General features: G+C 71.2%; 11 protein-coding genes. 8 read left to right on the forward strand and 3 right to left on the reverse strand.

Annotated elements, in window-relative coordinates:
- Positions 1–290 precede the first annotated feature (290 nt).
- Positions 291–497 carry a hypothetical protein gene (locus ABZ887_RS31895; RefSeq protein ID WP_361296809.1) on the forward strand — a complete coding sequence of 69 codons (207 nt, stop codon included), beginning with the start codon at positions 291–293 and terminating at the stop codon, positions 495–497.
- 119 nt (positions 498–616) lie between these two features.
- Here the strand turns inward: ABZ887_RS31895 and ABZ887_RS31900 are convergent, their stop codons facing one another.
- Together ABZ887_RS31900 and ABZ887_RS31905 are read right to left on the reverse strand one after the other, a co-directional pair.
- A complete protein-coding gene (locus ABZ887_RS31900) occupies positions 617–2,233 on the reverse strand; it encodes a cation acetate symporter (protein ID WP_361296812.1) in 1,617 nt (538 codons plus the stop codon).
- Positions 2,230–2,649, reverse strand: coding sequence for a DUF485 domain-containing protein (locus ABZ887_RS31905; RefSeq protein ID WP_361296815.1), 420 nt, complete (start codon positions 2,647–2,649; stop codon positions 2,230–2,232). Before ABZ887_RS31905 ends, ABZ887_RS31900 begins: the two co-directional genes overlap by 4 nt.
- A gap of 378 nt (positions 2,650–3,027) precedes the next feature.
- Between ABZ887_RS31905 and ABZ887_RS31910 the strand changes: the two genes are divergently transcribed.
- Positions 3,028–3,195, forward strand: coding sequence for a hypothetical protein (locus ABZ887_RS31910; RefSeq protein WP_361296818.1), 168 nt, complete (start codon positions 3,028–3,030; stop codon positions 3,193–3,195).
- Between the two features lie 125 nt (positions 3,196–3,320).
- The gene (locus tag ABZ887_RS31915) at positions 3,321–4,505 is read left to right on the forward strand and encodes a type III polyketide synthase (RefSeq protein WP_361296821.1); all 1,185 of its coding nucleotides are present in this window, start codon (positions 3,321–3,323) and stop codon (positions 4,503–4,505) included.
- Between the two features lie 33 nt (positions 4,506–4,538).
- On the opposite strand, the gene ABZ887_RS31920 is transcribed toward ABZ887_RS31915, so the two are convergent.
- Positions 4,539–6,689 (reverse strand): SpoIIE family protein phosphatase, encoded by a 2,151-nt coding sequence (locus tag ABZ887_RS31920; protein ID WP_361296824.1) that lies wholly within the window; start codon positions 6,687–6,689, stop codon positions 4,539–4,541.
- 208 nt (positions 6,690–6,897) lie between these two features.
- Here ABZ887_RS31920 and ABZ887_RS31925 point away from each other — a divergent pair, with 208 nt between their 5' ends.
- From ABZ887_RS31925 to ABZ887_RS31945, 5 genes are all read left to right on the forward strand, one after another.
- Positions 6,898–7,500 (forward strand): helix-turn-helix domain-containing protein, encoded by a 603-nt coding sequence (locus ABZ887_RS31925; protein WP_361296827.1) that lies wholly within the window; start codon positions 6,898–6,900, stop codon positions 7,498–7,500.
- A 359-nt stretch (positions 7,501–7,859) separates the two neighbouring features.
- A complete protein-coding gene (locus ABZ887_RS31930) occupies positions 7,860–8,363 on the forward strand; it encodes a DUF1203 domain-containing protein (RefSeq protein ID WP_361296830.1) in 504 nt (167 codons plus the stop codon).
- A 107-nt stretch (positions 8,364–8,470) separates the two neighbouring features.
- Positions 8,471–8,686 (forward strand): DUF4177 domain-containing protein, encoded by a 216-nt coding sequence (locus ABZ887_RS31935; protein WP_089106991.1) that lies wholly within the window; start codon positions 8,471–8,473, stop codon positions 8,684–8,686.
- 539 nt (positions 8,687–9,225) lie between these two features.
- Complete coding sequence (locus tag ABZ887_RS31940) at positions 9,226–13,500, forward strand: discoidin domain-containing protein (protein ID WP_361296833.1); 4,275 nt, start codon at positions 9,226–9,228, stop codon at positions 13,498–13,500.
- A 139-nt stretch (positions 13,501–13,639) separates the two neighbouring features.
- On the forward strand, positions 13,640–15,475 hold the full coding sequence (locus ABZ887_RS31945) for a DUF4157 domain-containing protein (protein ID WP_361296836.1): 1,836 nt from the start codon (positions 13,640–13,642) through the stop codon (positions 15,473–15,475).
- Positions 15,476–15,487: the final 12 nt, after the last annotated feature.

Consider the following 15,487-nt stretch of genomic DNA (forward strand, 5'->3'; position numbering starts at 1 on the left):
CCCTGCGCCTGGACGCCGACGGCGTCACCTCCGCCTTGCTCGCGCGGGACGAGGGCACCGGTTCGGTGACCCTGAACCGGGCGCTGCGTCGCGGTCATCACCCAGTTCGGGATCGTCGGGGCGGACGTGCACGCGGCGTGGGAACACCTGGCGGCGTCCCTGCCCGGCCCCGCTCTCCGGCAGCCGGACTGATCCCACCGGGCCACGGTCGCTGCTCGGTATCGGGGCCGCGTTCCGAGGTGAGGCGCTGCCGGTCGTGTCCCCGGCGGGAGACGGTCGTTCCTCAGGGCATGAAGAGGATCATCACCGCCACCGCGCTCGCTCTGACGGGCCTGGCGCTCGCCGCCCCCGCCCACGCGGACGGATCTGCCCCCCACCAGCCCCGTGACCTCGCCACCAAGGTCGCCGGGGCGCTGCCCAAGGCCGCGGTTGCCGGTCTCAACGCGGCTGCCACCTCCATGACCGCCGGCCTGCAGGACCCGCCCCCGGCCAGGTAGACCCCGGCCGTCCACGCCACTCCCGACTCCGTCCCTTCCCCGGACCCGACCCAGACTCGCCCCCGACCCGGAGCCAGGGCCCCTTGCGGCCGACCGCCCCGGGTCGGGGTCTGTCTGCCCTACTGGGCCGAATGGCGTGGTGGCGGGCCGGTGAGCAGACGGTGCTCGTGGGACGCGTAGCGGCTTCGTTCGCGGTCGGCGGCCCGCCGGCCGGCCAGGACGGTGGTGAGCCAGCCGGCGAGAAAGCCCGCCGGCACGGAGACGAGCGCGGGCGTGTTGTAGGGGAACCAGGCGAAGTCGGCGTCCGGGAAGGCGGACAGCGGTGTCCCGGAGACCAGGGTGGTGCCGGGGGTCAGGGCGAGCACGCTCAGCGAGCCCACGACGAGGGTGGCCAGGAGCGCGGTGCGGGTGTAACGGCGCCAGAAGAGGGTGTAGAGGAGCGCGGGCGCGATGGCGGAGGCGCCGAGGGTGAAGGAGACCGTCGCCAGGGGCTGAAGGCTGCGCCGTTGGGCGACGACGGCCAGGAGCACGGTGGGCACGCCGACGGCCAGGGCACTGCACCGGGCGAGCGCGAGTTCCCGGGCTGGCGCCCAGGGCGTGGCACGGGACGCGGTCAGGTCGTGGGCGAGGGTGTTGGCGCAGGCCAGCGTCATGCTCGCGACGGAGGCGAGCAGGGTGAGGAAGACGGCGGTGGTGACGGTGGCGAAGAGCAGGCTCTCCGGCCGGGACAGGCCGGTTCCGAACGCGGCACGGGCGCCTAGCAGGTAGGCCGTGGTGCCGTGCGCGTCGGCGGCGGCGATGCGGTCGTGCCCGACCAGCGCGGTCGCGCCGGTGCAGACCAGCGTGAGCATCAGGATGAACAGGGTCACGGAGGAGACCGCCCAGGACATCGCGCGGCGGACCTGGCGCGGCGTGCCCGCCGTGTACATCCGCATGGTGACGTGCGGCAGGCAGGCGCCGCCCAGCACGATGGCGCACTGGGTACTGGCCATGTCCAGGGCCGGATGCGGGCTGCTGGAGTACTGGAGCCCCCAGGTCAGGTAGGCGTCGCCCGCCCCGCTCCGCCGCGCCGCCGCGTGGAACAGCGCCTGGGGCTGCCAGTCGAACGCGCGCAGGATCAGCACGCTCACGACCAGCCCGGAGCCGAGCAGTGCCACGGTCTTGATGATCTGGACCAGTGCGGTCCCGGGCATCCCGCCCAGTGCGGCATAACTGATCATGAGGACACCGGCTCCGGCGATGCACCCGTTCTTCATGCCGGGGTCGGTGAACCCGAGGACGTATGCCAGGAGTTCACCGACCCCGGCGAGCTGGACGACCATCATCGGGACGAGGGCGGCGAGGGTGACCAGGCAGGCCGTGACGCGTACCGACCGGGCCGGATGGCGGCGGGCCAGCGCGTCGCCCATGGTGTAGCGGCCGGTGTTGTGGAGGGGTTCGGCCAGCAGGAACATCAGCAACAGCAGCGACAGCAGGGCACTGAGGGCCAGGACGATGCCGTCGAAACCGCACAGGGCGATGATCCCCCCGATGGTGAGGACGGTCGCGGCGGAGATGTAGTCACCGGCGACGGCCAGCCCGTTGCGCAACGGTGAGAGGGACCGGTAACCGGTGTAGAACTCGGCGAGGTCGTCCGCCTCCGGGCCGGTGAGCACGCACAGCAGCAGGGTGAGGGCGACGACCGAGCAGAAGGCGACGAGGGACCAGGACTGGGCGGTGCCGCCGAGCCCGGTCACGGCGTTCGCTCCCGGTCGGTGACGGACACGCGTGCCTGACGGCGGGCCCGGCGCGCCAGGGGATCCACGAAGCGGTGCGCGGCGGCCTCGTGGACGAGGACCGCCAGCCAGGTGACGGGAATCTGGGCGAGGGCCAGGAGCAGCCCGGTGGGCAGGCCGCCCGGGCCGGGGCGGGCCATCAGGGCAGGCGCCCTGACGGTCAGGGTGAGGAAGGCGGCGAAGTAGCCGAGCGCGGTGACGGTCGCCACCCGGCGGTGCCAGCGGTACGCCCGGCGCAGCAGGCGGAGGGTGCGGTGGGCGCCGGAGCGAGGGCCCGCCGGACGGGCGCCGTACGGCTCATCGCCGGTCGACCAGGTCGGGGACGGGCGGTCGTGAAGGAGCCGCTCCGGTGGTAAATCCGGGACATCATGGGACATTTCGACGACTCCTCGATGGGGACCGGGCCCGGCCGTGGCGGGCTGCGGGCGGGGAGGGCGGTTCGGGCAGCCGCACACCGTGCGGCCGGGAGGTCGTGGAAGGCCGTATGCGCCGGTCGTTGAGGACGCCGTCTCGCGGGGGAGCGGTCGGGTGAGCAGGGCGCCATGATCCCGGGCGTGGGCGCGGTCCGCCAGGGGTCGGGCCGGAGTTGCCGGGAGCCCTTCGCGGCACGTGGGGCTGACGTCCGGATCTCCGGTGGAAGGTGATGAAGCGTGGGCGGAGCGCGGGGTGGCGCGATCGCTTCGAGAAGTGCGCCGTCGCACACCCCATGAGCCCCGGCGCGCCCGCCGGTTGGCCCGGCCGTGAGGGGTGCGGCTGTGACGCACTTCATGGGTGGCGTGGGTCTCGGCCGGCGCCTCGATCCGGACGCCGCCCAACTGGTCGAAGGTGCAAGGGGTTTGCTCGGCAACGATCTCGGCCGGGTGATCGCGTACCCCTGCCGGGCTAATGCTGAACCGAACCGGCAAGGCTTTCGCGGCACATGAGGCAGCCCGCAAGTTGTCGAATGCGAAGTACATTGCAATGACAGCGTCTTGACCCTGTTCGGCAAAATCAGGCAGGTTTCGGACACTTCACCTCATTTATGAGCTTTCTGCGAAAGATGCGTGTTATGGGCGCCTATCTGTGTCCTCCAGTCGTCATGCAAGGCGAACATGTCGTGAAGACCGACGAGATCCTCGCGGAGGTGCGCGGCCGGCATCCGCAGGCGCCGTGGCTGCCCCGGATCGACGGCATCGCCGCGAGCACGGGGATCGAGTCCCGCGGGTGGATGCTGCCGCTGGAGGCGGCCGCCGCCCCCGGCAGCGGGCCGGGCCTGCGAACTCCGGGCGGCGGCCAGGCCCGTACGGCACTGGCCCGCAGCGGATTCACCGACGACGAGGTGAACCGCGCGATCGCCGCGCTGGAGGCGATACCGGCGCCGCAGACCGTCCAGGAGCGCACCGCGCCGGCCTGGGCCGCCGTCCAGACGTACGCGGAGCGCGCGGCCCGCGAAGCCCTTCGGGCCGCCGGGCTGGAGGCCGCCGACGTCGACGGCCTGATCACCAGTCACTCCACCACCCCGGCCCTGCCCGGGCTGGACCTGTCCCTGCTCAACCGCCTCGACCTGCGCGGCGACGTACTCCTGCTGCCGGCCACCCAGTGGGCCTGCATCGCCGGCACCCGCTCACTGGCCCTGGCGGCCGACTTGGTCGCCGCGGACCCCGACCGGGTCGTGCTGGTCGTGATATCGGAGGCGCTGAGCACCACCTACCAGCCCGCCGACGACACCCTGGAATCGCTGATCGTCCGGCTGCTGTTCGCGGACACCGCCGTCGCCGTGGTGGTCACCGGCCGCCCCAGGGCGGAATCGATTCTGCGGCTGGACGCGGTCTGGCACCACACCCTGCCCGGCACCATGGACCTGCACCGGCTGGAGACCCGGGACGACGGCACGCACTTCGTGATGGACCGCCGCGGGCCGCGCGCCGTACAGGAGACGGTGGCCGAGATGTGGAAGTGGCTGCAGGCCCGCCACCAGGACGACGACCGCCCCTGGCATCCCGATCTGCTGCTCGCGCATCCCGGCGGTACGCGCGTGCTGGAGTACATGGAACAGACGATGCCCGACGAGTGGCCGGAGGGACTCCTGGCCTACAGCCGGGACAGCTACGTCACGGGCAACCGCGGCGGTGCCGCCGTACTCGACATCCTGCGCCGCGCGCACGACGACGGGCAGAAGTCGGGCAGCCGTACGGTGCTGTACGCCGCCGCGCCCGGACTGACGGCCGCGGCGGCCGAGGGGGAGTGGCTGTAGCCGCAGCCCGCCCCTCCCGTTCCGGCCCGGGCGCTATCCCTCCAGTTCCGCCCAGACGGCCTTGCCGGTGTCGGTCCACCGCACTCCCCAGCGCGTGGTCAGCTTGTGCACGACGTGCAGACCCCGCCCGGTGTCCTCGAGCAGGTCACCCTGGTGCGGGCGCGGCCGGCCGTTGCCGGTGTCGCCGACCTCGCAGGTGAGCCGGCTGCCGGCCCGCACCAGCCGCACCGTGACGGGCCCGGCGCCGAACCGGACGGCGTTGGTGACCAGTTCGCTGATCACCAGCAGCGCGTTGTCGCGGACCTGCTCGCCGATGTGCCAGCGGCGCAGGAGGGGAGCGGTCAGGGAGCGGGCACGGGCGGGCGTGTCGTCGCGGGCGGGCAGGTGCCAGGTCGCGGTGTCCCGGCTGCGGCGGCCGGCCATCCGGGCGAGCAGCAGCGTGACGTCGTCGCGCAGGGGCTCCTTCGGGGCCAGCGCGGCGACCACACCCCGCGCCGCCTGCTGCAGATCGTCCCAGGGGTGCACCTCGCGCACCACGCCCGTCAGCCGGCCGATGCCCTCGTCGATCGACGCCGCCGGATCCTCCACCAGACCGTCGGTGTAGAGGACGAGCAGTGAACCCGGCGGCACGGTGAACTCGTGCACCTCGAACGGCTCCCGCACGACGAACTCGGCGCCCAGGGCCGGGTGCGGCTGCCCCGCGACGGTCTCGGCGGACCCGTCGGGATGGACGAGGACCGGAGGCAGGTGGCCGGCGTTGGAGATCTGCAGCCGGTGGTCGACCGGGTCGTAGACCGCGATGCAGCAGGTCGAGCCCAGCGCGCTGTACCCGGCCGCCAGCCCCGCGTCCGTGTCGTCCAGAAGCGTGACCGTCTCGTCCAGCCGCTCCAGCACCTCCCCGGGGCCCAGCCCCGCCGACAGCAGCGCCCGGGCCTCCATGCTCAGCTGGCCCATGGCCGCCGCGGCTCCCAGACCGTGCCCCACGACGTCGCCGACCACCAGCGCGGTACGGTCCCCGGGCAGCGGAAAGCTGTTCACCCAGTCGCCGCCGACGCCCGCACTGTCCGGGGTGGTGGGCTCGTAGACGCTGGCGACCTCGATGGTGTCGCTGCCGGCCCGCGGCAGCAGCCGGCGCTGCAGGGCCAGCACCTGGGCGTGCTCACGTTGGTGCTGCCGGGCCAGGTCCACGTGCCGGGCGGTCTTGGCCACGAGTTCCTGCAGGTCGAGCAGCTCACCGTCGCGGAAGAGGTTGTCCGGCCGTCGCCAGACCTCCGTCACGCCGAGCACGATGGGCCTGGGCAGGCCTTCGGGTCCTTCCACGACCAGCGGTATGCAGGCGACACTCACCGGTCGGTCGCCGGGCACCAGGGCGCGCACCAGCTGCGGATCGTCGAGCACCCGCTCGATCGCCGCACGGTCGCGAAGGACGACGGCCTGCGGAACGTCGTCGCGCATGACCGCACCGGCCAGCAGACGGCTCGCTTCGCGCGGAAGGTTGTCCCCGGGAGTCAGGTATCCCTCGGGCCAGGCCCGGTCCGGGACCAGCGCGGCCCGCCGCAGCCGGATCCGCTCCTGCGCCTGCTCGGTGAGCGCCTCGCCCGTCCACACGGCGTAGTCGAGGTTGACGGCGGCGACCTCCCCCCAGGCCAGCAGGGACTGGGCCAGCGACTGCGCGGTCTCCCCGATGTCCAGGGACGTCCCGATCGCGGTGGCGGAGGCGTACAGGTGCAGTCGCTTGGCCATGGCGATCAGGGAGACGGTGAGACCGTCCAGCGGTGGTGCGGCCGGCAGGATGCTCATCGAGACCACCAGCTCGGTCCCGTCGTCGCGCCGAAGCCGCTGGACCCGGGCCACGTGCGCCTCTCCCGTCTCCAGGACCCGGCGAAGCCGCTTCACCACTATCGGAACATCCCCGGGCGGCAGCAGATCGGCGAAGGCGGCCCCCGGCGCGGCGGTGACCCCCGCGAACGGAGCGGCGTCCAGATTGGAGCCGCTGATCCTCAGATCCCGGCCGAGACTGACCACCCCGAGGATCTGCTCCCCGCCTTCGGCCTCCCCGGCGGCCCCCGAGAGCCGACGCCGAGGCCGCTCGCCCGCCGCTCCTGCTCCGCCTTTCGGGATGTAGTCACCCAGCGCGCCGCTGACCGTGTCGAACGGCGAAGCAGAGGAGGGTGTGGGGTCCATGCGGCTCACACAGTTCGCCTGACTCCGGCGCGTACCGGCAGATCTTCCCGAGTCCCAGCGGTCGAGCCCTGAGAACCCTCGACCGCACATCTCATGAGTAACACAAATACCCGGACCATCGAAGGGGCAAAAGTGATCAAAAGAACACAAGCCGTGAGTAACGCCGAGAGCCTTTGTAAAGGTTCCTTTAGAAAGATACCTTTACCTCATGGACCGGCGACAGCTCACCGACCCGCGCGCGCTGCGGGCGTACGCCCACCCGTTCCGCCTGACCCTGATCGGGCTCCTGCGCAGGGAAGGCGCGGTCACGGCCACCAGGGCCGCCGAGCTGACGGGGGAGTCGGTGGCCGGCTGCTCCTATCACCTGCGGATGCTGGCCAAGTACGGGCTCGCGGAGCAGACCGGGGAGGGGCAGGGCCGGGAGAAGCCCTGGCGGGCCACGGCGGCCTTCACCTCCTGGCCCGGCCACACGGCGGACCCCGAGGTGCGGGAGGCCGCCACCGCGCTCAGCCTCGCGATCGTCGAGCGGTACTTCACCGAGGCGACCCACTGGCTGGAGCGCCGGCACACCGAGCCCGCGGACTGGCAGGAGGCGGCCCCCCTGGGAGACGCCACGATCTTCGTCACCGCCGCCGAGCTCAGGGAACTCGACGAGAAGGTGTGGGAGCTGCTGCAGCCGTACCTCCACCGGGCCGACCACCCGGAGCAGCGCCCCGCCGAGGCACGCCGGGTGTCGTACGTCCACTTCGGCCACCCGGCACGCGAGTTCGGTACCCAGCCAAAGGGCGAGGCGGAAGCACCGCACTCGTGATCGCGGCCGGGCGGTTACCCTCGGGCGGGTCCTGGCCCTGGCCCTGGTCTCCCTCCCGGCCGCCTGGGCCCTCGGCCGGCTCGGCCTCGGCCTCGGCCTCGGCCGGCTCTACGCGGTCGCGTTCACGGTAGGCACACTGAGCGTGCTCTTCGACGTGTGCAATGCCGCGCTGCGACGCCTGGCCGCAACGGCCCGCCAGTGATCACGCACCTCGGCGGGAGGGCCGACAACCCGTCAACCGGCCCGGCAGGCGCTCGATGTACGCAAGCAGGGTCGCCGGCAGGGCGGACGGCCCGGACCGGACAACGGCGTCCGATTCCCGCCGGTGACCCGAGCCGCCCCGCGGCACGCTGAACACCATGACCACCGCCTTCCCTCCCCTCGCCATCCCCTCCGCCGTCCTGAAGGAGCTTCGTGTCCGCGACGACGCCGGCAGTCCGCCGCACCCGTACACGGACGACGAGGGCGACGCGCCACTGCGCTGCTGCCTGCGGTCCAGCACCGCAGGAGAGCGGATCGCCCTGATCTCGTATGCCCCGCTGCGCCGTTGGGCGGTACAGACCGACGCCGACCCCGGGGCCTACGACGAGCAGGGGCCCGTCTTCGTCCACGCCGAGGACTGCGGCGGCCCGGCCGACGGGAGTCTCGGCTACCCGTGGGCCCGACCGGGCGCCCTGCGCGTCCTGCGCCGCTACGACGGCCGAGGGCACATCACGGGCGGCCGCATGCTGGAGCTTCCCGACGACGCCCAGGCGGCTCTCGCGCAGGCGCTGGCCGAGGCCTTCGCGGACCCCGAGACCGCCCAAGTGCACGTGCGTGCCGTCGAATACGGCTGCTACCAGTTCCGCGTCGACCGCCCGTGAACCAGAAAAACGGAGGCCCACGGTGCGCCACGGCATCCGGGGATGATTGTCTGGCCCTGGCCAATCCCATCCCGATCCGGCTCTGCCGGCAGGAGGACCCCGCAGTCATGAGCAGTGCCTACGCCTACGAATACAAGGTCGTCACGTTCCGGGAGTCGCTGATCGGCGACGCGCTGGACAGCGACAAGCTGGAGAAGGTCCTCAACAAGCACGCCGAGGACGGCTGGGCCCTCAAGGCCATCACGTCCGCCGACGTCAAGGGCCGCATAGGCCCCGGAGCCGTCGAGGGCCTGCTCCTGACCTTCGAGCGTCCGCGCGGCTGACCGGAGCGCGACCGACGAAAAACCGAACGCCCCCCGACCCACTGCGGCCGGGGGGCGTTCGCCGTTCCCCCCGACCTGGACTCGTGCATGGCCACAGGAGCGCGAGCTCGGCGGCTCAGCGGGTCAGCGACTCAACGCAGAATCGCGCAAGAATTTGCGTAGCTTGCGTTCGCTTGCGGCTCGGGGCGCAAGCGTGGCGTGCGGCTTGCGTGGGGCCCGAGCCATGCGCACTCACGGGAAGTGCCCTTTGATGCCCGCTCCTTGAGCGCCTTCGTGCCTCGGAAGCGATGTGTACGCCGTCCCCGCCGCCTAGATGTGGGTGTTGTTGGTGAAATTTGTGTAGTCCTGACGGTAGACGCATTCACATCACTCTGCAATATTTCGATGAAACAATGCAAAAGTCTGCGCATGGTGTCTCTCTTGAACCTCTCTGGAGACCGCGCCACCGCCCCGCACGCACCTTTCGGCACCACTCCGTCAGGAACGAGCCGCCCTCGCCGCCCCACCGGCGCGCGAGCCTCCGCAGGAAGTGACCCCGCATGACTCGACACAAGCCGAGATCCTGGAGACGGCGCGCAGCGACCGCCGTGCTCGCCTCCGCCGTCATGGTTCTGGGCCTGCCGGCCGTCGGCGCACACGCGGCCGGCGGCCCCAACGCCGCCGCGGACGCCAAGACCACGGCAGGCAGCGCCCGCGCCGCACACGCGGCCGCCAACATCACCGACGGCGACACCGACACCTACTGGCAGGCCGGGAAGAAGTCGGCCCAGTGGGTCCAGACCGACCTCGGGAAGACCAAGCGCGTCCGCGAGGTCGTGCTGCGGCTGCCCGAGCACTGGCAGACCCGCAAGCAGACGCTGGCGCTCCAGGGCAGCGCCGACGGCAAGAGCTTCGCCACGCTCAAGTCGTCGGCGCAGTACGTCTTCAGCCCCGGCAACGACAACACCGTGAGGGTCGCCGTCCCCGCGACCCTCGCCCGCTACGTGCGGGCCGACTTCAGCGCCAACTCGGTTGCCGGCACCGCCCAGCTCGCCGAGCTGCAGGTCCTCACGGCCGCCGCCTCGACCCTCAACCTCGCCCTCGGCAAGACCTTCAGCGAGAGCGGCCACGCCGACGTCTACGGCGCGGCCAACGCCGGCGACGGCAACCGCAACACCTACTGGGAGAGCACCAACAACGCCTTCCCGCAGTGGCTCAAGGTCGACCTCGGTTCGTCGGTCTCGGTGAACCAGGTGACGCTGCGGCTGCCCAGCGGCTGGCCGAGCCGTAACCAGACCCTCAAGATCCAGGGCTCCACCGACAACCAGAACTTCACCGACCTGACGGCGTCGCAGGCGTACGCCTTCAACAGCTCCAACGACCAGTCGGCGACGATCTCCTTCGACGCGACCACGACCCGGTACGTGCGGGCGCTGTTCACCGCCAACGACGGCTGGCCCGCCGGGCAGGCGTCCGAGCTGGAGGTCTACGGACCGGCCACCGGCGACACGCAGGCGCCCACCGCGCCGGCCAACCTGGCCTACACCGAGCCGGCCACCGGGCAGATCAAGCTGACCTGGAGCGCGGCCACCGACGACACGGGCGTGACCGGCTACGACGTCTACGCCAACGGCCAGTTGCGGGCGAGCGTCGCCGGGAACGTCCTGACCTACACCGACACCCAGCCGGCCGGCACCGACATCACGTACTTCGTGCGGGCCAAGGACGCCGCGGGCAACGTCTCCGCCAACAGCAACGGCGTCACCCGCAAGGGAGCGAGCGGCGACACCCAGGCCCCCACGGCGCCCGGCAACCTCGCCTACACGCAGTCCGGCAGCGACGTGAAGCTCACCTGGCAGGCGTCGAGCGACAACGTGGCGGTCACCGGCTACGACGTCTACGCCAACGACCAACTGGTCAAGACCGTGGCGGGCGACGTCACGACCTACACCGACACCCCGTCGGCGACGGCCACCGTCACCTACTACGTGAAGGCGAAGGACGCCGCCGGGAACGTGTCGGTGGCGAGCAACAGCGTCACCCGGCCCGGCTCCGGCGGCGGCTCGGACCTCGCCCAGGGCAAGCCCATCGAAGCCTCCTCGTACACCTTCACCTACGTCGCCGCGAACGCCAACGACGGCCAGATCGGCACCTACTGGGAGAGCGGCGGCGGCGCCTACCCGGCCACCCTCACCACCAAGCTCGGTGCCAACGCCGACCTCAGCCAGGTCGTCGTCAAGCTCAACCCGGACCCGGCCTGGTCCACCCGCACCCAGAACATCCAGGTGCTCGGCCGCGACCAGGACGCGACCGCCTTCACCAGCCTCGTCGCGGCGAAGGGCTACACGTTCAACCCGGCCACCGGCAACACCGTGACCATCCCGGTCTCCGGCGCCGCCGCCGACATCCAGCTCAAGTTCGCCTCCAACACCGGCGCCCCGGGCGGACAGGTCGGCGAACTCCAGGTGATCGGCACCCCGGCCGCCAACCCCGACCTCAAGGTCACCGGCATCACCAACTCGCCCGCGGCGCCCGTCGAGTCGGACGCCATCACCCTCTCCGCGACCGTCACCAACAGCGGCAGCAAGGCGTCCAAGGCCACCGACCTGAACTTCAACCTCGGCGGCACCAAGGCGGCCACCGCCGACGTCCCGGCCCTCGCGGCCGGTGCCTCGGCGACGGTCACCGCGAGCATCGGCACCCGGGACGCGGGCAGTTACCCGCTCGGCGCCGAGGTCGACCCGTCCAACAGGGTCATCGAGCAGAACGAGGGGAACAACACCTTCACCCGCTCCGACGCCCTCGTCGTCAAGCCCGTCTCCAGCTCCGACCTGGTCGCAGCCCCGGTCGCCTGGACACCGTCCAGCGCCTCGGCCGGTGACAACGTCGCCTTCACCGTGGCCCTCAAGAACCAGGGGACGATCGACTCCGCCTCCGGCGCGCACGGCGTCACCCTCACGGTCCAGGACGCGAACGGCGCCACCGTCAAGACCCTCACCGGCACCTACAACGGCACCATCGCCTCCGGGCAGACGACCGCACCGATCAGCCTCGGCTCCTGGACGGCCGTCAACGGCAAGTACACCGTCAAGACGGTCATCGCCGACGACACCAACGAACTCCCGGTCAAGCGCACCAACAACACCACCACACAGAACCTGTTCGTCGGCCGCGGCGCCGACATGCCGTACGACATGTACGAGGCCGAGGACGGCACCGTCGGCGGCGGCGCCAAGGTCGTCGGACCCAACCGCACCATCGGCGACTTCGCGGGCGAGGCGAGCGGCCGCAAGGCCGTCACCCTCGACACCACCGGCCAGTACGTCGAGTGGACCACCCGCGCCGCGACCAACACCCTGGTCACCCGCTTCGCGATCCCGGACGGCACCAACGCCACCCTCGACGTCTACGTGGACGGCCAGTTCCTCAAGGCGATCGACCTCACCTCCAAGTACGCCTGGCTCTACGGCAGCGAGACCGCGCCCGGCAACTCGCCCGGCTCCGGCGCCCCGCGCCACATCTACGACGAGGCGAACCTGCTGCTCGGCAAGACCGTCCCGGCCGGCTCCAAGATCCGCCTCCAGAAGGACGCGGCGAACACCGCCAGTTACTACGCCATCGACTTCATCAACACCGAACAGGCGACGGCGATCGCGAACCCCGACCCCGCCGCCTACACGGTCCCGGCCGGCTTCACCCAGCAGGACGTGCAGAACGCCCTCGACAAGGTCCGCATGGACACCACCGGCAAGCTCGTCGGCGTCTACCTGCCGGCCGGTGACTACGACACCTCCAGCAAGTTCCAGGTCTACGGCAAGGCGGTCAAGGTCGTCGGCGCCGGGCCCTGGTTCACCCGCTTCCACGCCCCCGCCTCGCAGGAGAACACCGACGTCGGCTTCCGCGCCGAGTCCACCGCCAACGGCTCGACGTTCACCGGGTTCGCCTACTTCGGCAACTACACGTCCCGGATCGACGGCCCGGGCAAGGTCTTCGACTTCTCCAACGTCTCGAACATCACCATCGACAACATCTGGGCCGAGCACATGGTGTGCCTCTACTGGGGCGCCAACACCGACAACATGACCATCTCGAACTCCCGCATCCGTGACACGTTCGCCGACGGCATCAACATGACGAACGGCTCCACGGACAACCACGTCGTCAACAACGACGCCCGCGCCACGGGCGACGACAGCTTCGCCCTCTTCTCGGCCATCGACGCCGGCGGCGCCGACGAGAAGAACAACCTCTACGAGAACCTGACCTCCACCCTCACCTGGCGCGCGGCCGGCATCGCCGTCTACGGCGGCTACGCCAACACCTTCCGCAACATCCGCGTCGCCGACACCCTCGTCTACTCCGGCATCACGATCTCCTCGCTGGACTTCGGCTACCCGATGAACGGCTTCGGCACCGATCCCACGACGATCGAGAACGTCTCCCTGGACCGGACGGGCGGCCACTTCTGGGGCTCCCAGGTCTTCCCCGCCATCTGGGCGTTCTCCGCCTCGAAGGTCTTCCAGGGCATCAGGGTCAACGACGTCGACATCGACGACTCCACCTACGGAGGCGTCATGTTCCAGACCAACTACGTCGGCGGCCAGCCCCAGTTCCCGGTGAAGGACACCATCTTCACCGACATCTCCATCACCAACTCCAAGAAGAGCGGAGACGCCTTCGACGCCAAGTCCGGCTTCGGTATCTGGGCCAACGAACTGCCCGAGCCCGGCCAGGGTCCAGCCGTCGGCGAGGCCACCTTCCGCAACCTGCGGATGAGCGGCAACGCCCAGGACATCAAGAACACGACCAGCACCTTCAAGATCAACATCGAGTAGTTCCCGAACGGCTGTGAACGGTACGGGGCCGCCCCTGTCGGGGGCGGCCCCGTCCTGTCCGTGCCGGGGCGGCGATCCCGGCCGCACCGATCGCCGCCGTTGACGGCACGGTGACGCGGGCCGAGGACCATGGCCCGGCATGAGTGAACTCGCACGCGGGCGAGGCGGTCGCCGCGATGTCCGCCGAACGACGCCGACGCCGACGCCGGAGTCCGGCGAAGGACACACCGGGACCACGGCCTCCGAGGCATCCCTGGCGCGCGTACCGATCTGGGCACGGGGGCCCGGTGCCGGCGCCGGGCACGCGCCGCACTCGGCCGGTGAGCCCCTCGACGCCGGCGTACGGCGCGAGATGGAGGCGCGGCTGGCGACAGACCTCGGGGCGGTGCGCGTCCACACGGGAGCGGAGGCCGGCGAGTCCGCCCGTGCGCTCGGAGCGCGTGCCTACACGGTCGGCGCCGACATCGTCTTCGGTGCCGGGCAGTACGCTCCCTCGACGCCCGTCGGCCGGTACCTGCTGGCTCACGAGCTGACGCACGTCGTGCAGCAGGGACCCGGGACCGCCCCGGCGCGCTCCGGTCCCGGCCCCGCGGCGGCGGAACGCGAGGCGAACGCCGTGGCCCGCAGCGCCTCCGGCGCCGGTCACGTGCACGCGCCGGTACGCCGCGACCCGGCCGCGGCCGGACACGTCCAGCGCTTCGACAGCTTCGAGCACGTCCAACTCGGCGACACCTCCGCCGGCGGTCCCACCGGATACCTCCTGCTCGACGCCCACGCCCGCGACCTGCCGCAGCACGCGACGCCGACCGCCGGATGGCCGTCGGACTGGATCGCCCGCTACACCAACGGCTCGCCGGACCAGCGCCGTGCGATCACCCAGGGCCTGACCTACGGCGAGATCCTGGCGCTGTCCGGGGACATGTACGCCGACATCGATCTCAAGACCTTCGCCACCTCGGTGACCGGGACGATGGAGCGGATCAACCGCGCGTCGCTGGTGGAGATCTACGACCTCATCCCGATCCTGCATGCGCGCTCGGCCACCGGGGAGTTCGAGATCGCCTCCACCGGGAAGACCGAGGCCGCGACCGGTGGCCGATACCTGACCCTCGCCGCTCACAACGTCTCGCACTTCTCCAACGTCGGCGGCGGCCACAACAACATCGGCACCTGGCGGGAAGGCCACAGGGCCGCGCTCGCACTGGCCGCCGCCGGCCAGGCGAACGCCGCGTGGGCGATGAACGCGGCCGCCGACCACTTCCTCACCGACGCGTTCGCCGCCGGCCATATGCGCCCGGCCCGTCTGGAAGCGGTGCGGAGCAAGGTGCCGCTGTGGGGCGACGTCAAGAGCAAGGTGCTGCACGACATGGGCAACGACTTCGGCGTCGCGGTCCACAACCGGCGAGGCGACCGCTGGCTCGCGTACGGCGACGACAACCTCAACCATGTCCAGAACGTGGTCCAGCGGTCCTTCGAGGCACGTGCGCCGGACATCCAGGGAGCCTTCGGCGCACTGGCCGGACGGCAGCCGATTCCTGGCATGGTGCCGCCCTCACCGGCCACGGAAGGGGACGGTGTGCGCATCGCCCGCGAGGCCGTCGAGGCATCGAAGGCGGACATCCAGGCGGCCCTCAACACGCACAAGGTGCCGAGTGCGCCGTTCACGGCCGAGCAACTCGTGCCGATCGTCGACGACCGGTTTGAAGATCGCTGGGGAATCGATGACCTGGCCGCGGAGGTCGGGCAGTTGGCCCAGTCGGAGCTGCCGGGACTGCTGACCTCGGACAGCGCCAGGCTCGTCATGGAATGGATCGCGCGCCAGCCCGAGGGCGCCCTTCGCGACATGCCGCCCGACGAGAGGGAACGCATGATGCGCCTTCTGGTCTCCCGAACGACCAGCAGCGAGTATCTCGATTCCCGCTACTTCGACGCCATCGACCGGCTCCGCCGGGCCGGTCCCGCCCAGCGCAAGTGATCGAACCCCCTG

The organism is Streptomyces sp. NPDC047061 (assembly GCF_040643955.1).
Classification (GTDB): Bacteria; Actinomycetota; Actinomycetes; order Streptomycetales; family Streptomycetaceae; genus Streptomyces.